19 protein-coding genes are annotated in these 24,518 nt (G+C 40.8%); all 19 read right to left on the reverse strand.

The genetic code is table 11. The features are described from left to right. Positions 1–70: 70 nt before the first annotated feature. The 19 genes from recA to dapA all read right to left on the reverse strand — a co-directional run bounded on the left by recA (position 71) and on the right by dapA (position 24,511). A complete protein-coding gene (recA, locus tag GPA07_RS11310; RefSeq protein ID WP_008358025.1) occupies positions 71–1,114 on the reverse strand; it encodes a recombinase RecA in 1,044 nt (347 codons plus the stop codon). Positions 1,115–1,290: 176 nt separating this feature from the next. Further along, entirely contained in the window at positions 1,291–2,541 is a 1,251-nt protein-coding gene (locus GPA07_RS11315; RefSeq protein WP_157292550.1) for a competence/damage-inducible protein A, read from the reverse strand. A gap of 16 nt (positions 2,542–2,557) precedes the next feature. Continuing rightward, positions 2,558–3,139 carry a CDP-diacylglycerol--glycerol-3-phosphate 3-phosphatidyltransferase gene (pgsA, locus tag GPA07_RS11320; RefSeq protein WP_071167597.1) on the reverse strand — a complete coding sequence of 194 codons (582 nt, stop codon included), beginning with the start codon at positions 3,137–3,139 and terminating at the stop codon, positions 2,558–2,560. 72 nt (positions 3,140–3,211) lie between these two features. Beyond that, complete coding sequence (locus tag GPA07_RS11325) at positions 3,212–4,126, reverse strand: helix-turn-helix domain-containing protein (RefSeq protein ID WP_071167598.1); 915 nt, start codon at positions 4,124–4,126, stop codon at positions 3,212–3,214. Between the two features lie 23 nt (positions 4,127–4,149). Beyond that, the gene (locus GPA07_RS11330; protein ID WP_003211480.1) at positions 4,150–4,941 is read right to left on the reverse strand and encodes a DUF3388 domain-containing protein; all 792 of its coding nucleotides are present in this window, start codon (positions 4,939–4,941) and stop codon (positions 4,150–4,152) included. Between the two features lie 130 nt (positions 4,942–5,071). Beyond that, a complete protein-coding gene (locus GPA07_RS11335; protein WP_008358034.1) occupies positions 5,072–5,329 on the reverse strand; it encodes a DUF3243 domain-containing protein in 258 nt (85 codons plus the stop codon). Positions 5,330–5,402: 73 nt separating this feature from the next. Next, positions 5,403–6,131, reverse strand: a complete 729-nt coding sequence (gene ymfI, locus GPA07_RS11340) for an elongation factor P 5-aminopentanone reductase (protein ID WP_008358036.1) — start codon at positions 6,129–6,131, stop codon at positions 5,403–5,405. A 29-nt stretch (positions 6,132–6,160) separates the two neighbouring features. Then, positions 6,161–9,280 (reverse strand): MMPL family transporter, encoded by a 3,120-nt coding sequence (locus tag GPA07_RS11345; protein ID WP_157292551.1) that lies wholly within the window; start codon positions 9,278–9,280, stop codon positions 6,161–6,163. Then, positions 9,258–9,734, reverse strand: a complete 477-nt coding sequence (locus GPA07_RS11350; protein WP_071167600.1) for a MarR family winged helix-turn-helix transcriptional regulator — start codon at positions 9,732–9,734, stop codon at positions 9,258–9,260. Before GPA07_RS11350 ends, GPA07_RS11345 begins: the two co-directional genes overlap by 23 nt. A gap of 153 nt (positions 9,735–9,887) precedes the next feature. Beyond that, positions 9,888–11,180, reverse strand: a complete 1,293-nt coding sequence (gene yfmH, locus GPA07_RS11355; RefSeq protein ID WP_008358042.1) for an EF-P 5-aminopentanol modification-associated protein YfmH — start codon at positions 11,178–11,180, stop codon at positions 9,888–9,890. Beyond that, complete coding sequence (gene yfmF, locus GPA07_RS11360) at positions 11,177–12,457, reverse strand: EF-P 5-aminopentanol modification-associated protein YfmF (RefSeq protein ID WP_008358045.1); 1,281 nt, start codon at positions 12,455–12,457, stop codon at positions 11,177–11,179. Before yfmF ends, yfmH begins: the two co-directional genes overlap by 4 nt. A 145-nt stretch (positions 12,458–12,602) precedes the next feature. Next, the gene (locus GPA07_RS11365) at positions 12,603–15,719 is read right to left on the reverse strand and encodes an MMPL family transporter (protein WP_157292552.1); all 3,117 of its coding nucleotides are present in this window, start codon (positions 15,717–15,719) and stop codon (positions 12,603–12,605) included. A gap of 315 nt (positions 15,720–16,034) precedes the next feature. After that, a complete protein-coding gene (locus tag GPA07_RS11370; protein ID WP_232532160.1) occupies positions 16,035–17,264 on the reverse strand; it encodes a bacillibactin exporter BcbE in 1,230 nt (409 codons plus the stop codon). Between the two features lie 103 nt (positions 17,265–17,367). Beyond that, positions 17,368–18,093 (reverse strand): GntR family transcriptional regulator, encoded by a 726-nt coding sequence (locus tag GPA07_RS11375; RefSeq protein WP_008358051.1) that lies wholly within the window; start codon positions 18,091–18,093, stop codon positions 17,368–17,370. A 164-nt stretch (positions 18,094–18,257) separates the two neighbouring features. Next, entirely contained in the window at positions 18,258–20,627 is a 2,370-nt protein-coding gene (locus GPA07_RS11380) for an FtsK/SpoIIIE family DNA translocase (protein ID WP_157292553.1), read from the reverse strand. Between the two features lie 110 nt (positions 20,628–20,737). Next, positions 20,738–20,974: a YlzJ-like family protein gene (locus GPA07_RS11385; RefSeq protein ID WP_071167604.1), complete on the reverse strand. Its 237-nt coding sequence runs from the start codon at positions 20,972–20,974 to the stop codon at positions 20,738–20,740. Continuing rightward, positions 20,971–21,699, reverse strand: a complete 729-nt coding sequence (locus tag GPA07_RS11390) for a ClpP family protease (protein WP_071167605.1) — start codon at positions 21,697–21,699, stop codon at positions 20,971–20,973. Before GPA07_RS11390 ends, GPA07_RS11385 begins: the two co-directional genes overlap by 4 nt. A 106-nt stretch (positions 21,700–21,805) precedes the next feature. Continuing rightward, entirely contained in the window at positions 21,806–23,473 is a 1,668-nt protein-coding gene (rnjB, locus tag GPA07_RS11395; protein WP_008358059.1) for a ribonuclease J2, read from the reverse strand. A gap of 171 nt (positions 23,474–23,644) precedes the next feature. Next, entirely contained in the window at positions 23,645–24,511 is an 867-nt protein-coding gene (gene dapA / locus GPA07_RS11400) for a 4-hydroxy-tetrahydrodipicolinate synthase (RefSeq protein ID WP_008358062.1), read from the reverse strand. Positions 24,512–24,518: the final 7 nt, after the last annotated feature.

The raw sequence follows: 24,518 nt of genomic DNA on the forward strand, positions 1-24,518 counted from the left end.
CAAAGGGCTAAAATAAAGATCATTTGAGCCTTTTGTCAACAATCTGAGACGCTTTTTTTTCAGCGTCTTTTTAGTCATTAAATTCCAGTTCCTCTTGTCCTTCTTCTTCGGTTGGTTTCACACCGTTTGTATCCAAGCCATAGTGCTCCCTAATTTGCTCTTGAATCATGAGAAGGATGTCTTTGTTTTCTTTTAGGAACTGTTTCGCATTTTCGCGGCCTTGTCCAAGACGTTCCTCTTGATAAGAATACCATGCACCACTCTTTTGTACGATATCTAGTTCGCTTCCAAGGTCGATGATTTCTCCCTCTTTTGAGATTCCTTCACCGTACATAATATCTACTTCCGCAACACGGAATGGCGGTGCCACTTTGTTTTTTACGACTTTAATTCTCGTTTTATTCCCCATAATGTCGTTGCCTTGTTTCAGCTGTTCAGCACGGCGTACTTCTAAACGAACAGACGAATAGAACTTCAGTGCACGCCCACCAGGTGTTGTTTCAGGATTACCGAACATAACCCCTACTTTTTCACGAATTTGGTTAATAAAGATCGCAATGGTTTTCGATTTGTTGATGGCACCTGACAGTTTACGAAGGGCTTGAGACATTAAACGCGCTTGAAGACCGACGTGTGAATCTCCCATATCTCCTTCGATCTCTGCTTTTGGTACAAGAGCAGCTACTGAGTCAATGACAACAATATCAACTGCACCACTGCGGACAAGTGCTTCTGCAATTTCCAGTGCTTGTTCTCCTGTATCCGGCTGAGAAAGCAGCAGCTCATCAATGTTGACACCTAGTTTTTTAGCATAAACCGGATCTAGCGCATGTTCTGCATCGATAAACGCAGCTTGTCCTCCCTGCTGCTGAACCTCAGCAATTGCATGAAGTGCTACTGTCGTTTTACCAGAACTCTCTGGACCATATACTTCAATAATACGGCCGCGAGGATACCCACCTATTCCAAGCGCAGTATCAAGTGCTAACGAACCACTTGGTACTGTTGAAATATGTGTATCTGTTTGTTCTCCTAGTTTCATAATAGAGCCTTTACCAAACTGTTTTTCTATTTGTTTAAGAGCCATATCTAAGGCTGCTTGACGATCACTCATTCTATTGTTTCCTCCTTTATCAATTCCACTATCTATACTATACCTTGTTTTACGTCATTTGCCAAGAAAAAATCGAACACATATTCGTTTTTTATTGGCAGATGATTTAAGAAAAGTGCTGTTTCTATTAGAGAAAATGCTCTTTTATAAAGGAGTAAACCTAGTAAAAAACAAAATTAACTCTCTTTTAATAATTTGAGGAGGTGATGCAGACCATATTTCACAGCACGCTTGCGAATACCTGATCGACTGCCTGTAAACATCCACTCAAACACATCTGTCCGATCTTTTGTGGATAGCCCAATGAACACTTTTCCAACAGGCTGTCCTTCTTGGGTATCAGGGCCTGCTACACCCGTAAAGCTAATACCAATATCACTTCCGGTCAGCTTTCTAACCCCTTCAGCGAGCTCTAAAGCACACTCTTTGCTGACAGCACCATGAGAAGATAACGTTTCCTCCCGGCAGCCGAGCACCTGCTGCTTGACTTGATTTGTGTAACAAACGACACTGCCGCGCAAAATCGACGATGCGCCTTCAAGATCGGTCAGCCATTCAGAAAACATGCCGCCAGTCAGGCTTTCAGCCGCTGCTACTGTTTTCCCTTGTTCGTGCAATGCTTTGGACGCTTCACGGACAAGCGATGTATCACCATATCCGTAGAAGTACTCGCCAACCCGCTCTAAAATTTGTGCTTCTGTTTCTTTTAACAGACGCTCCGTTTCTTGTTCATCCTCATGCTTGGCTGTAAGCCTCAAGGTCACTTCCCCGTCACCTGCCAGCGGTGCAATCGTTGGGTTGGTCTGAGCATCAATTAAATCTTCAAGGTCTGTTTCAAGCTGAGATTCACCGATGCCGAAGAAACGCAGGACGACAGACACAATTTTTTCCTTCAAGCCGAGTTTCTCAGAAATAAGCGGCTTTGCTTCGTTTTCAAACATCGGATGTAGTTCACTTGGCGGTCCAGGAAGCAGGATATAAAACGTATCTCCCTCTTGAATAAACATACCTGGTGCCATTCCGAAGCGATTGGCAAGAACATCAGAACCCTTTAAAACGAGTGCCTGCTTCCGGTTGTTCGGAGACATATCACGTCCGGTTTTTCTGAAGTAATCTTGGATTGATTCAAATGCTTCTTCATTTAGTACAAGCTCTTTGCCGAGCGTATTTGCAATGGTTTCTTTTGTTAAATCATCTTTAGTTGGTCCAAGACCACCTGAGAAGATAATAAAATTAGATCTTTCCTGCGCCACTTGAATGGCCTGTTTTAAACGCTCTGGATTGTCACCAACTGCTGTGTGGTAATAAACATTCACACCCATTTCAGCTAGCTGTTTGCTGATAAATTGTGCATTCGTATTCGTAATTTGCCCTAGCAAAAGTTCAGAACCGACTGCAATAATTTCTGCTTTTCTCTCTGACTTCAAAGCGTACACGTCCTTTTTAATTAGAATTCTTTAAAGCTTCCCAGTTTTTCGCAAAGTAATCCCAGCCTGAGACAACAGTGAAGAACACCGCTACCCACATCGCAAGATCACCAAACGGGAATGATACAAGTTCAAACGGCAGGTTATGCAATAGAAGTGCTGAAATCGCAATGATTTGCGCCCACGTCTTCACTTTTCCAAGCATATTGGCCGCTACCACTTCACCGCCTCCAGCTAAAACGAGCCTTAGACCCGTTACGGCAAATTCACGGCTAATGATTACAATCGCCATCCAAGCCGGAGTAAGGTTGTACTGAACAAGTATAATTAAAGCCGCTGAAACAAGCAATTTATCTGCAAGCGGATCTAAAAATTTACCAAAGTTTGTTACTAGATTGAGTTTACGGGCATAGTAACCATCAATCCAATCGGTTGTCGAAGCCACTATAAACAAGATCGCTCCGACAAGGTGAGCCACTTCAATGCTGACGTCACCAAAGCGTGCAACACCCCAGTCTAAAGGAGCGAGCATAATGATCATAAACACAGGGATCAAAGCGATCCTAGAAAGCGTAATTTTATTCGGTAAGTTAAACATGAATTCCAATCCTCCAATAAAGCATTTTTTATGTATTTAATAGTAGGAACAAAAGAAAAGTCATCTACTTGCTTAAGATGACTTTTCCTTTCCTTTATTCACAATCACAATGTTCTGTGTCATGGTGTTCTTAGGGTCTAATTCGTACTTCAGCTTCTCGTCATTGACCTTTATGTCAATCCCAGTCGCGTTCCCTAGGCGGATATCCACCTGAGAGAGCTTAGTTATATCTGTTTTAAACGAATCACCGTCTTTTAGTTCACCCATCTTGAGCACGTTGCCAGATTCGTCTCTCACACGAAACCATGAAGCCTGAGTGGCAGAAATGGTTAATTCCATGTCCTCTGCACCTGATACTTCATACGTTGTCGTTGATCCTTCTGTATTCGTCGCTTTCAAAGAAACAGCTTCATCGTCTTTTGATGACTCATCTTTAGAAGAATCGTCTTTTGTGGATGTGCTTTCTTGATCCTCTGACGAAGATTTTTCTTTTTTCTTTTGGTCCTTTGCAAGTGATGAATCTTTAGACACTTCATATTTAGATTCAGATTGCTGCGGAGCCGTCTGATTATTTTTCTGACCACTGTCATGGTTGACCGCTTGCACGATCACATAGATAATGGCGATGACGACAAGGATGCCTCCAATGATTAAAATCGTCGGGAGCAGCTCCAGCACCTTTGAAGCAGGCTTTGGCAGCTCTCTTTGCGGCTTAATATTGGATAATGTATCAGACACTTCATCGTTATACATGCTTGGTACATCTTTACGAAATTCTTCGAACAATTGTTCAGGATTAAGTCCAACGGCTTCGGCATATTGTTTAATAAACGCTCTGACGTAAAATTTACCTGGAATAATATCATAGTTTCCTTGTTCGATTGCTAGCAAGTAGCGCTTTTGGATTTTGGTAGCCATCTGAAGATCCTCCAGCGACATCCCTTTTTCCTCTCTGGCCTCAACGAGCCGTTTTCCCAATTCAGTCAAAACAAACACCTACCATTACCATATTAAAAATCGAAGCCAGAAAAACCAGAATGATCAAACACTTGTGGTTCTTCAGCGTGCTCATATGTAATTTCTTCGTCTGCACTATTACGCAGTTCAATGATATAGTCGAAATCATCCATTGTATATTCTGAATTTTGAATAAAGATATCTGGATGCTCCACCACTTTTGTTGCAGGCAGTCTCATAATTTCTCTTAGAAGCTGCAAGTGCTTCTCAGAACCTCGTCTTGTCGACACAATCCCATCAATGATAAAGACGTTATCTGGGCTGTATTCATCTGCAATCAGCTGACTTCGGATCGTCTGTTTCAAGAGAGTAGACGACACAAACAGCCATCTCTTGCTTGCACATACACTTGAAGCAACAATTGATTCTGTTTTTCCAACCCGCGGCATTCCGCGAATGCCAATCAATTTATGTCCTTCTTTTTTAAATAGCTCAGCCATAAAATCAACAAGCAGACCAAGCTCGTCCCTTTCAAAACGGAACGTCTTTTTGTCATCAGCATCCCGCTGTATGTATCTTCCATGACGAACGGCTAAGCGGTCACGAAGTTTTGGCTGTCTTAATTTTGTTACTTTTATCGTTTCCATTGTATTTAAAATTGATTCAAGGCGCTTAATTTGATCTGTGTGGTCACAGCGCAGAAGCATTCCGCGTCTTGATACATCAACACCATTAATTGTCACAATATTAATTGAAAGCATCCCCATTAAAGAAGAAATGTCTCCTAAAAGTCCGGGACGGTTGACCTGTATCTCATATTCAAAATACCATTCGAGCTTTGCCAAATGATATTACCCCCTTCATTGTGGCAAATTTTTACCTTCCTTTATCATAAAGCATTTTCACATTTTTAGAAAGCACAATGTTGTGAATCGGTTAAAATAAAAAGAGAGGCACAAACGCCCCCCTTTTTGTTTAGTGTGAGCTATTATTTTCAACCAGCTTGACCATCATGTTTGCAATGGCACGCTGCTCATCTTCTGATGCAACGCTCCAAAGGTCAGCAAGTACTCTTTCCTGCTCGTTCTTTGCCTCGACTTCATTAGCCAGATATCCGCCAATTTCATACGCAAGGTGATTGATTGTATCATCTGATAAACCTTTATCCTGTGCATGATTTAAACGGTCACCTAAAAAGTTTTTCCAATGGTCCCAGCTCTCAAGTACAGACATGTCGATTCCTCCATTCGAAAAGATGAATTACAGCCATAGCTTTTGTCATGGAGAGACGAATTATACACGTTTTTTAACAGTACCAGCCGCCATTCACTGATAATATTTGACCCGTGATATAACTTGACTGTTTTGAGGCGAGAAACCAAATGACCTCTGCTATCTCTTCAGGTGCTGCAAGACGGCCGAGTGGAATCTCTTCTTTCAGCATTGAAAGGTCCTCTTGCGTGAAGCTTTGCATCATATCAGTCTGAACAGCCCCTGGTGAGACCGCATTTGCTCTAATTCCACTTGGGGCAAGCTCTTTTGCGAGTCCTTTTATAAAGGCATTTTGCGCACCTTTGACCATGCTGTACAGCACTTCACACGATGCACCTGTTTCTCCCCATATTGAGCTAACCGCAATAATGTGACCTGCCTTTTTTTGAATCATTGAAGGCAATAAAGATTGGGTTAGCTCATAAGGACTTGTGACATGAAGCTGCACCATGCTGGCTAGAACTTCTTTTTCTGTATCTGTCACCAATCCGACATGACTTTTCCCGCTATTTAAAATAAGAATATCTGGACATACCGGCAGACGGCTGACAATCTCAGCTGCTCCGCCTGTTTTGGCTAAATCCGCTTGAACGACGTGCGTCTCTATTTTATATGCTTCTTCCAAATGAGCGGAAAGATGAACTGCGGCTTGTTCATTTTGGTGATAATGGAGTATCAGATGGCAACCTTCTTGGGCAAGCTTTTTGGCCGCCGCCTGCCCAATCCCGCCACTGGCACCCGTAATCAGCGCCCAACGACTCATACATTGTTCCTACTTTCTTTATGGAATACCTATTCTTTTCGTTTAAATGGGAACCAGTTTGCTGATCCAAACATCTTCACCATCACAGGTACGAACAATGGTAGCACAACGAGTGCATACAGTAAAAGTCCTGTCAGAACAAGCGTTGCAATCTGTAAGAGTGACAGCACACCCGAAGGCAGCATCGCTGCAAATGTTCCTGCCAAAATGACGGCAGCAGACATAATAACAGATCCCATATTTTTCATTGATTCCGTCATGGCAAACTGAAGATCTTTCGTTTTGTATTCATTGAAGCGCTCCATTAAGAAAATCGAATAATCGACTCCAAGTGCCATAAGGATGACGAAGCCAAAGAATGGAACAGCCCAGTTAATGCCCGGGTAACCGAAGAAATGGGTGAAAATAAATTCCGTTACACCTATGGCTGTAAAGTACGTCAAAACAAGCGATCCAACTAAGTAAAGCGGCATAACGAGAGAACGGAACAGAATCACTAGTATGAGGAAAATACCGATCATCATGTAAAGAACCGTCTTATTAAAATCTTGGTCTGACAGCTGTTTTAAATCTGCGTTCATACTGGAAACACCAGATACACCAAACGAAACATCCTTTAGGTTTGTTTCAGGAAGTGCACGTTTTACCGAAGCTTCTACTTGTTTGATCGTTTTCATGGCGTCGTTGCCATATGGATTGTTTTCTAAAATGACATCAATCTTTGTCATCTTGCGGTCATCCGACATGTAGGAGTCAAATACTTGCTTAAATGCTTTGTTATTTAGCACATCTTTTGGAATAAACCAGCCAGCCATATCTTGATCTGGTGCATTTTTCAGTTCGTCTAAGTAGTCACCTGCCCCCATAAGACCGCTGGAGATTTTTCCAAGTCCATCTACGCTCTTATTTAGACCATCAGTCAGTTTGGTCAGATCATCCCCAAAGCTGCCAATCTTTTCTTTCATTAGTTTTTGACCGTTAATAATCTCTCCCGCGCCATTTGCAAGTTTAGGCATTCCATCAGCCAGTTGTTCTTGCCCTTTAGACGTTTGTTCCAGACCTTTTTCAATGGCGTCTAAGCCAGCAATCAGCTGATCAATTTTATTTGTAACCACTTTTTGCTGTTCTGTTGCTTTTGCGATAAAGGCGTCTGCTGCTTCAAGCTGTTTTTTCGCTTCTTTTGCTTGCTTTGCATAGCTATCAGCCTGTTTGGCCCCTTCTTGCAAAATAGCAGAAAGTTCGTTATAAGAAGCTTTAATGGCTTGATACGATTCATTTTCTTTTACTTGCGGAATTTGATTTTCAAGTGTACTGAATTGTTTATTCGCTTGACTGATCATAGCCTTTACATCCGCTGCGGCAGAAGAAGACGTATCGACTTGCGCCAATGCTGCCTTTAATTCTTTGGAGATGCTTTTATACAGCGCAACTTGCTCGTTCACTTGTGCGACCTGATCCGTTAATTCCTTTTTTGCACCCTTTATTTCTTCTTTGATTTTGGAAACGCCTTTTTTGTTTTGATCGATCCCGCTTTGCAGTTTTCTCAACGATTTTTCAACGTTTTGAATACCTGATTGTACGGATTCAGTTCCAGAAATCAGCTTATTAATCTCTTTTCCTGATGATTTTATTTGTGGTGTTTGATCCTCGATGGATTTACTCATTTTTGTAAGAGCATCTTGGATCGATTTCAAGCCATTATTACTTTTATCAAGTCCGGTATTCAGCTCTTTGGCTTGTGTTTTCACGTAAAGATCATTCAGGCCTTTACCAACAGGACGTGTTGCGCTTCTTACTTTACTCACGCCATCTGTTTGTTCAATCGCGCGGCTTAGCTTTTCAACAGCAATCAGCCCTTTGTTATTGTCTAATAGATCAGATGATTTCACCACAACGGTAGCTGGGAGTGCTTCACCTGGTCCGAATTTGTCAGAAATGGTATTGAACGCATGAACGGATTCATATTTATCACCGATTTCGTCCAAATTGTTATAGGACAGTGTCCCTTTATACATGAGAATCGGCGGAAGAGTAATAATACCAACGATCAATAAGCTGAAAAGTGGTTTTTTAAATGAAAAGCGCCCTGCTGTTTCCCACATTTTCGATTGAGGATGAGCAATATCCCCTTTAATCGGCCAGAATAACACTTTTCCTAAAACAGCCATAAAGAATGGAACGACAGTCAGGAGTGCTAGAATGAGCACAGCGACACCTACCGCAACTGCTACAGCTGATTTATACAGCTGGAATTGAGCTAGACCGATACATGTAAAGCCAATAAGGACAGCAATTCCGCTAAATAAAACCGTTTTACCTGCCGTTTTATATGTTGTAATAATTGCTTCAATTTTATCTTTTCCATGCGATAGTTCTTCTTTGAACCGGCTTAGCAGTAGAATACAGTAGTCGGTTCCAATCCCAAACATGATCGCAACCATAAAAATTTGAGTAAAGGTCGAGAGCGGAAAGTCTACATACTTTACTAGATAAGCGACAATGGATTGACTGACCAAGTAGGAAAGTGCCACTGCTACTAATGGAACAAGCGGTGCCACTACTGATCTAAAGACAAGCACAAGAACGATGAGGATAAACCCTATGGTAATGAATTCCGTTTTCTTCAGGCCCTCTTGTGAACTTGTGATCACATCATCATCAATCAGCGGCTGCCCTGTCATTTCAAATGTCAGGTTCAGACTCTTTAGCTTTTCATTGACTTTTTCTTTAAAAACAGATGCTTTGATTTTGTTCGAGTCGTATGTCACTGGAACAAGCAGCGTCGTTTGATCTTTAGAGAGCATTTGTTTTTTGATATCTTTACTCGCGTCAAAATACGAAGTGATGTCTTCAACGTGGAGATCTTGATCTTTTTCTAAAATCTCCATAGCTTTCTTCAAGGACACTTCTCTTTCTTTTACGATATCTTTTCCTTGAAAAACAATGACAATCGATTTTTCCGTATCCCCATTTTCAGACATTTTCTTTAATAGCTGATTGGCGTATGAGGAAGGATAGCCATCTGGAACAGAAATTTGCCCTTTTTCTTTTGTTAATTGTGCCATATTAGGAGCTGTCATTAATAAGACTGCCGTTAGCACGATCCAAAGAATGGTGATTAGCCATCTACCCTTTATGATTGCTCTCATTAGTACTTTGTGCCTCCTCTTCGATGATAATTTGATAAATCTTTTCATATGTTTGAATGAATGATGCGATTTCTTTTTCTTCAAACTTTTCTAAATATGACCGAACTAAATCCTGTAGCTGCTTTTCCATTCGACTGACGACATCTTTGCCTTCTGGAGTCACATAAAGGTGAACATTTCTTCGATCAGCTTGATCATGCTCACGATAAATATAATCTTTATTAAAAAGGCGATTGGTCATGGATGTCACAGCACTTTTATTGACATTGCATTCAATGGCAAGATCTGTTGAAGTACATCCTGGATGTAAATTAATGTAACGAAGCGAGTAATACTGATCAAGGGTCAGTTCTTTATCAAGCTTTTCCGTAATCATACTCGATACTTTTTTTTCCATCATGAGATAGACGTCCGCATATCTCTGGATAAGTTGGGCAATTTTATCTTGTACCATACGCTGCTCCCTTTAGTTTAATTGTTTAACTATTAAAGAGTTTAACTAACGAACAAAACGATTGTCAATCTAAATTCTTTCAATCCAATTTATTTTTTTCCATTGGACATAAAAAAGACAAACTCTTTTGATTCGAGTTTGTCTTTTTCTCATTTATTTTGTTTTTGGAACGACTTTAAACACAGACATCCGTTCTTCATCAATCTCTTCTTGTAAGATCTGCTGAATATCTGCTAATTGAATTTGCTCGAGCACTGGCACGACATCGAATAAGCTCATCTCTAAAAACGCATATCTCGTGAATTGATTGGCGATGTATTCTGGAGAGTTCATGGCTTTTAGGAAGCTGCCGATTTTTTTCTTGCGAGCGAGCTCAATTTTTTCTTCTGTGATCAGGCTGTTTGCTTGCAGAAGGGTTTCTTTTAATTCTTTTGCGAGCTGATCAGGATCGTTTGTATCTCCGCCAATTGATGTAAAGCCAAAGCCGCCTTCTTCTGTGTAGTCGTAACTGAAGGTCTCATCAATTAAGCCTTTTTCATACATTCTCTCATATTGTAAGGAGCTTTTCCCAAACAGCGTCTCTAAAATGAGATTCATTCCAAGTTCATGTTTCAGAAGCTGTTTGCCTTTTTTATGAGGATTTTTTGTTTTCAAACCAAACATACATTTAGAGCCTTGTACGTTCATTTTTAATTCATATTCTTTTCGATACACTTGTTCAGGCTCATTGATGTCTTTCCGCTTGATCTCAGGCTGGTCTGTAAATGGCTTCTTTGCCTGATTCGCTCTTACCTGATCTAAAATTTGTTTCGGGTCAACGGGACCGACAACAAAAAGGAGCATATTACTTGGATGATAGAACGTTTCGTAGCATTCATACAAATGGTCTTTTGTAATAGGCGCAATGCTCTCGACTGTTCCTGCAATATCAATTCTCACTGGGTGTTCTTGATATAGGTTTTCGATCAAACCAAAGAATAAACGCCAGTCCGGATTGTCATCATACATATTGATTTCTTGACCGATAATGCCTTTTTCTTTTTCAACCGTCTTTTCAGTGAAATAAGGCTCCTGCACAAAATCAATGAGCGTCTCAAGGTTTTGTTCGACATTTGCGGTACTTGAGAATAAGTATGCCGTTCTTGTAAACGTCGTAAATGCGTTTGCAGCTGCTCCTTGTTTACTAAAGGTATGAAACACATCTCCATCTTCTTTTTCAAACAGCTTATGCTCCAAGAAATGGGCAATTCCGTCAGGCACACGGATCATGTCTTCTTTGCCAAGCGGTACAAATTCGTTATCGACAGAGCCATATTTCGTTGTGAAGGTCGCATATGTTTTATTAAATCCTTGCTTTGGCAGCACATAAACATCAAGACCGCTGTCCATTTTTTCATGATATACCGTCTCTTGCAGTTGATCGAATTGAATGGTTTTCACCGTCATGAAGCACCCTCCGTTCCTTTAAGAAAATAGGTCGTATCCCATTCGATTTTCTGACCCACTTTGATGATGTCCTCTTTTGTCACTCGGTCTAACGCCTCTAAAAAGGAATCAAGGGTCTCGCCTGTTGGCACGACTGCATGCTGATATAAGTATTCTGCTGTCCCGTAAGACGTATCAATCGTTTCCAGCAGCTGATTTTTGACGACAGCCTTTGTTTGATCAATGGCTTCATCAGAAAAATCACCTTTTTGCATTGCATCAAATTGTTCTTTTATGATGTCTACTGCTTGCTGATAGTTGCCGACTTCAATACCGGACATGACCATCATCAAACCTTTAAAGCTCTCAAGTCTAGAGACAGCGTAGTAGGCAAGACTTGCCTTTTCGCGAACGTTGATAAATAGCTTTGAATGCGAGAAGCCGCCGAATATGCCATTAAATAAATGTAGCGCCGGATAATCTTCATCCGCAATTGTTGTATGCGTGCGAAAGCCAATGTTCAGCTTTCCTTGTTTTACATCCTCTTCATCAATGACTTCTTTTGGTTCTGTTTGAGTTCTAATTGATTCGGCGTTTTGTTTGACCGGCTCTCTTTCATTTGTTTTGAAGTACTGCAAAACCATTCGGTGGATGTCTTGTTCGTCAACATCTCCTACAACATATAAATCAAGCTGGTTTGATTGAAGCGCATGCTCATAAGCTTTAAAAAGAGCTTCTGCCGTAATCCCCTCGACGTCTTCCATTTCACCATTGACGTGCAGTGCATAGGGTTCGCCTTTACACATTTCCTGCACAAGTCTTAAGTTCGAATAACGCATTTTATCATCATAGACTGCTTGAATTCGCTGTTTTAATGTGCGTTTTTCTTGCTCAACATATAATGGGCTGAACACCCCATTTTCAACGTGCGGGTGGAATAACAGCTCAGACAGTAAGGCCATTCCTTTTTCTAATAACGGGGTCTGATCCTTTAAATATTTTTCATTCGCCATCTCTAGACGGAATGTAATGATATGATTTTCACCTTTTTTCGCCATGTCTGCCGAAACCGTTGCCCCATAGAGCTCATCGAAATAAGCTCGCAACTCTCCTGTTTTCGGCATTTTTTCTGTTCCTCTTAACAGCACATGCGGGAAAAGAGACCGCATGGTCACGTCATCTTTGGATAGAGGCGCAAGCATTTTAAAAAGGATTGTCACTGTTTTAAATTTTTCTGTTTTGACAATATGAGTATGAAGACCAGGTGTAGCAAATGTCTTCTCTTGTAAGTACGTCATGAGAAACCTCCTTTGTTCATCCTATTTATTATGTATTAGAACATGGCTGATATATACGTGAAACAGCCATTTAATAGTCATTATATCAATCAGAGGAAAGGATAGGAAATAAAAACGCCTCTGCTTATAGCAGAGACGCTAGTTGCTATTTCATTCTAAACGGCCACCAATTCCATTGACCAAAAATACGAACCATGACCGGAATAAAGAGCGGCAGAACAACAAAAGCATATAATAATAGTCCAATGAGTACGACGGTTGCAATTTCAACTAAAGATAATACACCTGATGGCAGCATCGCAGCAAAAGTGCCCGCTAAAATGGTAACTGCTGAAATAATGACAGATCCCATGTTTCTCATTGCTGACATCATGGATGCTTGAACATGCTCACCCTTCCATTCATTAAAACGATCCATAAGGAAGATCGAATAATCAATGCCGAGTGTGACAAGAATGACAAAGCTGAAAAATGGGACAGCCCAGCTGACGCCATCGTAGCCAAAGAATGTTTTGAAAATCCATTCTGTTAAACCGATAGATGTAAAATACGTTAAAATAAGTGAAAGCGTTAAGTATATCGGCATGACGATTGACCGTAATAATAAAATTAATATAAAGAAGATACCAATTAACATGAAAATAACCGTTCGAATAAAGTCACCGTCAGATGTTTCTTTTAAGTCCACATTTAAACTTGAAATACCAGATACACCGTAGCTGGCATTTTTCAATCCACTTACAGGTAAATATTGATCAAGGGTGTCCTCAATTTTTGCTACACCTTTCATCGCTTCATTGCTGTATGGATTGACATTTAAAATCACTTCAAAAGTTGTTAATTTACGATCTGGAGACATGTACGTATGAAATATTTTCTTAAACTCATGGCGTTTTAATACTTCTTCTGGTATAAACCAGCCCGTTATTTCTTCATCTGGCGCTTGCTGAAGCTGCTTTAAGTAGCTGTCTGCTTCTGTAAAGCCACTTTTGACTTGCTCTAGCCCGGAAATACTTTCATCTAATCCATTTGTTAATAAGGTCAGTTTAGATAATAGCTGGGTAAATCCTTTTTTCATGGCTTTTTGACCATCTGTCAGCTGATCTGCGCCATCTTCGATTTTAGGCATTTCTTTGATTAATTGTTTTTGGCCTTCATTTGTTTCATCCAGACCATTATAAATTTGATCCAAACCTGTCATGAGCTCTTTTACTTGACGTTTTACTTCTTTTTGCCTGCTTGATAAGGTTTGAATGACTTGATCTGCTTTTTTGATCTTTTGTTTAAAGGCAGATGCTTCTTCTTCGTAAACACTCATTTGCTCTCCAGCTTGATCAAGCATTCCCTTTGTGTCTTTGAATACTTTTTTGATTTCCTTATATTCATCCATGTCTTTGATTTCTGGGAGCTCGTTCTCTATTGCTTCAAATGATAGGTTGTCGTAGGATTGTTTTACTTTCTTAATGGTTGTCATCAGCTGCTGATTCGAATCAGCGTGACGTTCCAGTGTGCTGACCACTTGTTCAAGTTCTTTTATCATGGCTTCACTGCTGCGATATTCTTGCTCTAATTCTTTTTTCGCTTCTTTGATTTTAGTGCGAATGGTTCCTACTCCGTCTTTACTGCGTTTGACACCATCTTCTAAAGCAATCAGTGATTTTCTCACTTCTCGGATACCGCTTTTGATGGCTTTTGTACCATCAATCAACTGGTCAATGCCTTGTGCGGATTTTTCAATTTTAGGTTTTTGTTTGAGAAGGGCTTGATTTGTTTCGGTCAATCCATCTGAAATTTTTCCGATGCCTTCATGACCTTTACCAAGCTCTCCGCCCAGTTCTTTCGCTTGAGAAGTCACGTAGAGCTGACTCAACCCATCTCCAACTGGACGTGTGACACTGCGAACGGCTTTTACTTCCTCAATGTCATTTAACTTACGGGTCAGCTTTTCAATCGCGACAATCTTTTCTTGATTATCCAGCTCACTGTCGCTTTCGACAAGCACATTCAGCGGCAGCGCTTCACCAAAGCCAAATTGCTCTGATATCGTATTAAATGCAGACACTGACTCATACTTTGTCCCAATTTCATTTAAGCTGTTATAAGAAAGGGTTCCGTCATACATCAGGATAGGAGGAACAGTGATGAGTGCAACAATACCTAAGCTGATCAGCGGTCTTTTAAATGAAAAACGCCCTGCGAATTCCCATATCTTACTTTGCGGATGACGAATGTTTTCTCTTTTAGACGGCCAGAAAAGGGACTTTCCGAAAACGGACATAAAAAAAGGAACGATCGTGATAAGTGCAATTAATAGGATGCCAACTCCTACGGCAACACTGACGGCTGATTGATACAATTGGAATTTTGCAAACCCAATACTTGAGAAGCCGACTAATACGGCTAAACCGCTGAAAAAGACCGTTTTCCCTGCACATTGATACGTGATGATAATCGACTCCTTGACATCACGTCCCTGACCGATCTCCTCTTTAAAACGGCTTAAAAGTAATATACAATAATCCGTTCCTATACCGAACATAATGGCTACCATAAAAATCTGAGTAAAATTAGATAGAGGAAATTGTGTATATTCTACGAGAAAAGCGACAATACAACGGCTGACAGCATAGGAAATGCCGATCGTAATGAGCGGAACAACAGGTGCCAATATTGATCTGAATACAATGATTAAAATAAAGAAAATAAAAATCATCGTAATAAGTTCAGTTTTCTTCAGACCTTGTTGAGAGCTGTTAATGACATCTGAATCCACAAATTTTTGACCCGTCATTTCATATGAGACGTTGTAGGGCTTTAAAACTTCCTCAATTTGCTCTTTAATCTTCACAGCTTTTGTTTCGTAGTGATCGAATTTGAATGGAACAAGAAGTGTACTTTTATCCTTTGATAAAAGTTGTTTTTGAATGTCCGGATCTACATGAAAATACGAAGTAATTCCGTCAATGTGGAGTTCTGGGGCATGCGTCATGAGTGCAGCTAAAGCCTTTTTTAATTCCTGCTCTTTTGCAGGGAACAAATGTTGTTCGGAGAATACAATCACACCAGTATCTTTTTTCCCATGTTGACCTGAAAGCTTATCCAATAAGTGAAGTGCCTCAGCTGTTGGTGTCCCCTCCGGAACCTTTAACTGCCCTTTTTCTCTTGTTAATTCCTCTAAATCTGGTGCGGTCACAAACAGAATTACAGCTGTGATCATCCACACCATTACTACAATCCATCTTGCTTTAATAATTTGCAACATAGCTGCTTCAAGCTCCTTCTAGTTCTTCAATCAATTTGCTGCTTTTGAGCGGGCTGAAGTGCTGACTGCGTCTCCTTCAACGTGCCAATGGCAGGATGACATATTCAATTGTCCTTTCGTGTTGAAGACACACATGTTGATCATCAGCCACGAGCTCAATTTCTGCCTAAACAAAGACAGAAAATGAATGTTTTTGAACACCTCCTATTTGGGATAATTTAAAATATATTACTATACATTAGTTTAACTATCAAAATTTTACATGTCAATTTATAAAAAAGAAAAAAGAGGGTAATATACCGTCTTTTTTCTATCTTAAACCGTTTTCAATTGTTCACTTTCATCCTTTTCATCTGGCTGGATGAAAAAGAGGACCAAAAATAATGAAATGAGACTGCAAATGGTCGATAAAATAAACACAATGGAGTCTCCTTTATCCATGAGAAAGGCATAAATTGGTGGACCTAAAGCGACACCGATAAACCGCATACTGCTATAAAATGAGGTAATGGTTCCGCACTGCTCTTTTTCAATTCCTTCTGTAATGAGAGCATCAAGTGCAGGAAGAACAATACCGATCCCCACTCCCCCAATGCTTAAACAGATAAACAATACGTAAAAACTGTGATTCCACCATAAAAAAAGATAGGAAATTGATAAAAGAGCCATGCCAACGATTAGAAAGATTCTCATTTTTCCTTTTTCTTTGCCGATCGTTTTCCCAGCAATGTAAGAACTGATGGATAAAAAAAGGAGCGGGATACTCAGAAGCAAGCCTTTTTTGACACCCGTAATTTGATAAGCGGCCTCTAAGTTATCGGATAAATAAAAGAGCACACCAAAAAGAAGAAACATAATAAAACCGCCGATAGCAAAAATGGCATAAAGCCAGCGTCCCTCATGCTTAAAAATCGATTTTGTTGATTTTAAAAATTCTTTAAATGTAGGTGGGTCTTCCTCTTTCTTCGCGGACTCAACCATGAACAGCACCATAAGAAAGCTGATGATCGAAAAGAACGGAATGAACCAAAACGGCACAAACCAAAACCAAGAGGCAAGCAGTGCTCCGATAATAGGGCTTAGTACCTTTCCAGCTGTATTAGAGGTTTCAATCGCTCCAAGTCCCGCACTGACCTCTTCATCATCATGAAACAAATCGCCTATAAACGGCATGACGACAGGTGCCGCCCCGGCTGAGCCAACACCTTGAAGGACCCTGCCAAACAGAATCCACATGTAGGGTTCTTTCATGATAGTTGAGGCAGCCGCTGCCACAGCTCCTCCAAGTCCGGCAATTAAAAGGCACGGCAGGAGCACCTTTTTTCGCCCAATCCGATCAGATAAATAACCGGCAATTGGAATACACAAAATCGCCACAACGGAGTATACCGTAATAATGAGTGAGACTTGAAAGGAAGTGATCGAGAGTTTCTTTTCTATCTCTGGCAGTACGGGTATTAACATCGAGTTCCCAAGTGTCATGATTAGAGGCACTGATGATAATGCAATAATATTCTTTTTACTGACTGTTTTCTCGCCCAACATCATTCACCCAATTCTATATACTGTTACATATTAGTGTGGCAAGTTTTGCGGGTTTTATGTATGGGCAAACAAAAAGCAACCGCCTATGAAAGCGACTGCTTGGTTAAAATCGTTTACGTATGACATGAAAGCTGAATTTATCCGCTCGAAAGTAATTGAGCGAGTATAAGACCGGCTGATCATCCTGATCATAGTGCATTTGTTTCAATAATAATAACGCTGTTTCCGGGTCACATTCAAGTATCGGTGAGACCTGATCATGATAACCAATCGGTTCGATGTCAGCAACTGCATATTTAATTCCGCTATGCGGTTCTCGTCCAAACAGCTCAAAAAGCGACTCTTCTTCATGTGTAAAAGAAGCGGGAAGGTGTTTGACCGGAATTTTATCTAAACAATAAACGACTGGCTGTCCATCTGCCGTTCGAACGCGTTCCATTGAAAAAACCTTATCGGATTCCTCACATTGAAAACGGATGATATCATTCTCTGTTGGCTCCCCTTCTTGAGAGGATAAAAAGATGGTGCCTGGCGTCATATTGACCTGCTCAATCATTTTCGTGACACTTGTCAGCTGTTCAATGCCTGTAGAAAAGAGCGGTCTTGAGTTGACGAAAGTCCCCACACCATGCCTTCTAATTAAGTATTTCTCTTCTTCTAATATACGAAGGGCTTCACGCAGTGTCGCTCTGCTCACGCCTAACAGCTTTGAGAGCTCAAACTCAGAAGGCAGCTTTTCTTTTTCGGCATATACGCCTGTTTGGATATCTTCTTTGATACGGTCAATCACTTTCAAATATAAATGGCGATTGTCTGTTTTGGTCGACATGTTTTCCCTCCGTCTAATCAATGCAAATGATAAGATGAGAAATCTCTATTCCGAGATAAGATGAACATAACTATATCATGTTTTTGCAAATAAATAAATAGTCTGACATCCAGTTAACATAATCAATATATGGTTAACTTTATTTTAGGAAAGCTCTCTTCGATTTATGAAGAGAGCTCGTCATATTGTTCTTTTGAAAGCAGGACTTCTCTCGGTTTACTTCCCTCATACGGCCCGACAACACCGCGTTCTTCCATTGCGTCAATCAGGCGTGCCGCACGTGTATAACCGATGCGGAATCTCCTTTGCAGCATAGAGACAGAAGCCGTCTGCATGCCAATGATCAGTTCAACTGCTTCATCATATAAATCATCGTCCACAGCGGCAAGCTGATCCTGCGTTTCTTCAGTTGGAATCATTTCTTCTTGGTATTGCGCTTTTTGCTGTGTGATAACATGATCAACGACATGTTCTACTTCTTCATCTGATAAAAAGGCGCCTTGCACACGAACTGGTTTGTTAGCACCGACTGGTAAAAACAGCATATCCCCTCTGCCCAGCAGTTTTTCTGCGCCTCCCATATCGAGGATGGTTCTTGAATCTGTTTGTGAGGATACGCTAAATGCAATGCGGGAAGGGATGTTTGCTTTAATGACACCTGTAATGACATCAACAGAAGGTCTTTGTGTCGCGATAATTAAATGAATCCCCGCGGCACGTGCCATTTGAGAAAGCCTTGTAATGGAATCTTCCACATCAGAGGACGCGACCATCATTAAATCTGCAAGCTCGTCTACAATGACGACAATATAAGGAAGCTCTGGCTGCTTGGCCTCTTCTGTTTGATTCATTCGTTTAATGTAATCATTGTATCCTTCTATATTTCTTGTTCCCGTATGAGAAAATAATTCATAGCGTCGCTCCATTTCACTCACTACTTTTTTGAGTGCCTGGGAGGCTTTTTTTGGGTCCGTTACAACCGGAGCGAGTAAATGCGGAATGCCGTTATAGACATTTAATTCCACCATCTTCGGATCAATCATCATCATCTTCACTTCATGAGGTTTTGCTCTCATGAGAATACTTGTGATAATGCCATTGATACATACACTTTTTCCGCTTCCAGTCGAGCCGGCAACAAGTAAATGCGGCATCTTATTCAATTCAGCAAGCACAGCTTCACCAGAAATATTTCGGCCCAGTCCTATGAGCAGCTTGGCATTTGGACGGTCATTTTGCTTCGATTCTAAAACCTCTTTTAAAGAGACCATCGCGATTTCTGCGTTCGGAACCTCAATTCCGATGGCTGATTTACCTGGAATTGGGGCCTCGATTCGAATGTCTTTTGCTGCTAAAGCAAGAGCTAAATCATCACTTAAGTTGACGATCTTACTTACCTTCACACCGACATCTGGATATACTTCATATTTTGTCACGGCCGGTCCTAAATGAACCTGTGTGACTTTTGCTTTTACACCAAAGCTTTGAAACGTTTTTTCAAGCTTTCTGGCATTTTCGTATATATTTTTCTTATCTGTTTGCTGACCTGAATGCTGCGGTTCAGCTAAAATATCAAGCGACGGTAATTCGTAATCTTTGTTTTCAAGCTCAGTGAACGTCATAGGCGGGGCTTCTTTTACTTCATCCACCGCACCTTGAGATGAGGCGCTTTGTCCATTCTCTTGAAGAGGATCTGCCTCTTTTATCACCTGCTGCTTTTGAACAGGCGGTTTGAGAATATCATCCCTATCTGCAAAACTTGAAATAATGGGCTGGCTATTGTCAGAAACGGGCGGTTCCTCCTCGATCAAGATATGATCATCTTCGTCCTCATCTTGGACGCGGGAACGTTTTTTCTTTTCACTTGTTTTTTGAGAGGGTGCGTTCTTTTTTGCCTGCCTGATCCCTTTCATATCTTGGACAAATGCCTTCCACTGCTTCACCATAAATTGTGAGACAGGCAGCGTTACTTTTTTGACCATTTCTTGGAGGGACCGGTTTGTGATCAGCACAACGCCAATCAGCATCAGAACAATGGCCATGATTTGAGAGCCTGCTTGTGCAAACAAGAAATAAGAGGCCGCAAATAATATGGCACCGATCATTCCGCCGCCTAAATCGGGCGTCCCTGTCTCCCCTTTTATGTCCATTAAAAACAGCTCAAACGTATTTCTGATCACACTTTGAGAGCCTATTATGCCTGCAGCTGAAAGATGCTGAAAAAGCTTTACATGTGATAAAAGCAAGATACTAGCAATGATGCAATATAGACCTGCTTTTCTTCTTGTCAGCAAATCAGGAATTTGTTTTTTCCAGAAGATCGTCACACCAAAAAGAAATAATCCGATCAGGCAGAGAATAAACCATTCACCTGCAAAGAACCGGAATAGATGTACAAAGGTTTGTCCCACAACACCCAGCTGTAAAATGGCAATGATCGCTATGGCAATACAGACTAACCCATTGAGTTCATATTTCAGTTTTAGCTGTTTATTTTGTTTTTTTCTTGTTTTACGTTTTCTCTTTTTCGCCATACTCATCACCTTACTACGAAAGAAAATATAACCTACCGAAAGATCAGAAAGAAAGCAGCCTGGTTTTGGCTGCATCTTGTTGTAAGTTTTCCCTTTATTATAGCATAGAATCATTCATATGAGTCGGTTTGATTCGTCCCTAATTGCAACTTCAATCGCTTGCCTGGTGCAAGCTCTTGATTCAAAAAATCCATTGGGTTGGTACTCATTACTTGAACGATTTCCGCTTCATCTTCTTTCATTTCAACCATCACTGGCACACCTTGAATGTGTACCTGCTGCAGTTTGCGACCCTCTTGTTCCTCGGCGTAAATGGCTTCATAAGGCATCGGGGTATATAAAATCATTGGATCAACCCCTCGTTTTGAGCTGCCCTGTCTCCAATGAGTTCGTTCAACTTTTTAATTGCTTGTCCTACACCGCCTACTTCATTCATCAGTCCGTATTCTGCCGCCTCATGACCAACGACATTTGTCCCAATGTCTCTTGTGAGATTGCCTTTTGAGAACATGAGCTCTTTAAACTTCTCTTCTGTAATATCTGAGTGGCTTGTGACAAAGTTAATGACTCTTTCCTGCATTTTATCTAGGTATTCAAAGGTCTGCGGAACACCAATCACAAGACCGGTTAAGCGCACAGGATGAATGGTCATCGTGGCTGTTTCTGCAATGTATGAATAATCGCACGATACAGCGATCGGGACGCCAATGGAATGGCCGCCGCCAAGTACAATGGATACTGTCGGCTTGGATAAAGAAGCCAGCATTTCCGCAATGGCTAGTCCCGCTTCTACATCGCCGCCCACTGTATTTAAAATGATCAGAAGTCCTTCAATTTTTGGGTTTTGTTCAACTGCTACGATTTGAGGAATGACATGTTCGTATTTGGTTGTTTTATTTTGTGGCGGAAGCTGCATGTGACCTTCAATTTGTCCAATAATGGTGAGGCAATGTATATTTGTATCTTGTGACAATTGTGGTACTGCTGTTTCACCAAGCTGTTGTATCTTGCTCATAATGCTGTCTTTTTCTTCTGGTTTTCGCTCAGGCTGCTGTTCATTCTGTTCGTCCATTTGTCTCCATCCTTTCCTAAAAACTCTCCTCCTATTATGAACAAGAAGGTCATATTCCATCCGCATTAAAAAAGCCCAAAGAGCTTATGCTCCTTGGACTTTATGATCACACTTCCATAATAATTGGAATGATCATCGGCTTACGTTTTGTTTTTTCATATAGGAATTGATTTAATACATCGCGCATCGATTGTTTCAGTGTTGACCATTCAACAACCGAATTTTCCGTTTGCTCTTTGACAATTCCTTTTACCATGTCTGTTGCTTTCTCAATCAATTCTTCGGATTCTCTTACATAAACAAATCCTCTTGTGATGATTTCAGGTCCAGAAATTAATTGTTTCTTTTGTTTATCGAGCGTAATGACGACAATTAAAATGCCATCTTGAGACAATAGACGTCTATCGCGTAATACAATATTTCCGATATCACCAACGCCAAGACCATCGATCAAAATATTACCTTGGTGAACTTTTTCACCGATCTTTACATTCTGTCCTCTGAATTCAACAACATCTCCTTTATCAATCAAGAAAATGTCACTGCGTTTCATTCCCACTTCTTCAGCAATACGAGAATGTGCTTTTTGCATACGATATTCGCCATTTACTGGAATTAAATACTTCGGTTTTAGTAAATTCAGCATCAGCTTTAACTCTTCTTGGCAGCCATGTCCAGATACATGCACACGCTTTTGAGCAAAAATCACCTGTGCTCCGCTTCGTGTCAGGAAATCCACAGTTTTCGAATATGTGAGTTCCTGTCCAGGAAGAGGTGTTGACGCAATCACAACGGTATCATCTTTTTCGATATGAAGCTGTTTGTGATTTTGTTTCGCCATTTTTGTTAAAGCAGCTAAAGGCTCACCGTGGCTTCCTGCTGTCAGGATGACCACATCTTTTTTCGCCATTTTTTTCACTTCTTGCACTGGCATAAATAGTTCTTCGTCTGCTGTCACATACCCAAGTTTGATCGCAAGCTGAAGAGTCGTCATCATGTTCTTTCCTGCTACTGCAAGCTTACGGCCATTTTGAATCGTCGCATTAATGATTTGCTGTACACGGTTAATATTAGATGAAGATACAGCTACAATGACACGATTTTCAGCATTATACATCGCATTTGAGATTTCGTCTTGGACGAGCGCCTCAGAAGGTGTATAGCCTGGTTTTTCAGCATTTACACTGTCTGAAAGCAGTGCTAGAACGCCGTTGTTTCCAATTTTCGCAATCTCTCCGATGTCACAGGCTTGGTTAAGCGCTGGGGTTTGATCAAATTTAAAATCACCTGTGCATACGATGGAACCAAGAGATGTTTTGAAGCTGATCCCGACTGAATCAGGGATACTGTGATTCGTTCTAAAGAATGATACCTTTGTTGTATCAAATGTAATCACCGATTTTGCATGAACCTCACGCAAATCAGCTTTTTGATTGAAACCGTATTGTTTTAACTTTTCTCGAAGTAACGCAAGGGTTAGCTTCGTTCCGTAGACTGGTACAGACAATTTGCTTAAGCAATGGAATACGCCTCCGATTGCCTCATCATGTCCGTGGGTAAGAAAAATTGCTTTCACCCGATCAGCACGTTCCGTTAAATAAGAGATATCAGGAATGACGACGTCAATGCCAAGCATTTCGTTTTCTGGATGCATGAGTCCTGCATCTACAACAAATATGTCGGAATCAATCTCAATGACATATAAGTTTTTCCCGATTTCTCCAACGCCTCCCAGTGCAATAATTCTTACGTTCTCTGTATTTTTCTTTTTCAAAATTCTAATCCTCCTAGTCTCAAGCCCGTCCATCATCGCTTAATGCTATTATAACTGAATCTAATTTTAGAAAACAAGATGAAGTCACATTTTAAGAAAGTGTTTATGTATAAAAAACGGTCATACTCAGGGACATCTGAGAATGACCGCTTACGAAATTTTTTGTTTTGATCAGCTGTTTAATACGCTGCTTAAATTCAGTCTCTCTTCTTCTGACAAAGGTAAAAGCGGGAGACGAACTGATCCGACATCTAATCCTTTCAACTGAAGGGCTGTTTTGACAGGCGTCGGATTTGGTGCTGAGAACATCTGGTTCATGATCGGCAGCAGCTTTTGATGGATCAATGCTGCGTTGGCTGTTTGACCAGAAGCGTAGCTTTTTAGCATCTGCTGCATATCAAGGCCTACGATATGAGAGGCCACAGAGACGACTCCTTTTGCACCAACCGCAACAGCAGGAAGTGTTAGGCTGTCGTCACCAGAATATACATCAAAATCTTCTGGCGTCTCTGCAATGATTTTTGTCATGGCATCTAGATCGCCGCTTGCTTCTTTGATGGCAACGATATTTGGTATTTGTGCAAGCTTAATCGTTGTTTCTGGTGCTAATGAAGCAGCCGTTCTTCCTGGTACATTGTAAAGCATGACAGGAAGAGATGTAGACTCGGCAATTGCTTTAAAGTGTGCATACATGCCTTCCTGTGATGGCTTGTTGTAGTAAGGTACGACAAGCATCACTGCATCAACGCCCGCTTCTTCTGCTTTTTTTGTTAGTTTGATAGACGCATTTGTGTTATTACTGCCCGTTCCTGCAATGATTTTACAACGACCATTTGCTAGTTTCACCGATTGCTGAAAAAGAGCGACTTTTTCTTCCGTCGATAAAGTTGGCGATTCGCCTGTTGTACCTGCAACGACCAAAGAGTCACTGCCGTTTTTTAACAAGTAATCAATGAGAATTGATAGCTTTTGGAAATCGATGTTGCCCTTTTTATCAAAAGGTGTAATCATAGCTGTTGCGATATTTCCGAAATTCATTTTTTTC

Source organism: Bacillus sp. ms-22, from assembly GCF_009759805.1.
Classification (GTDB): Bacteria; Bacillota; Bacilli; order Bacillales; family Bacillaceae; genus Bacillus; species Bacillus xiamenensis.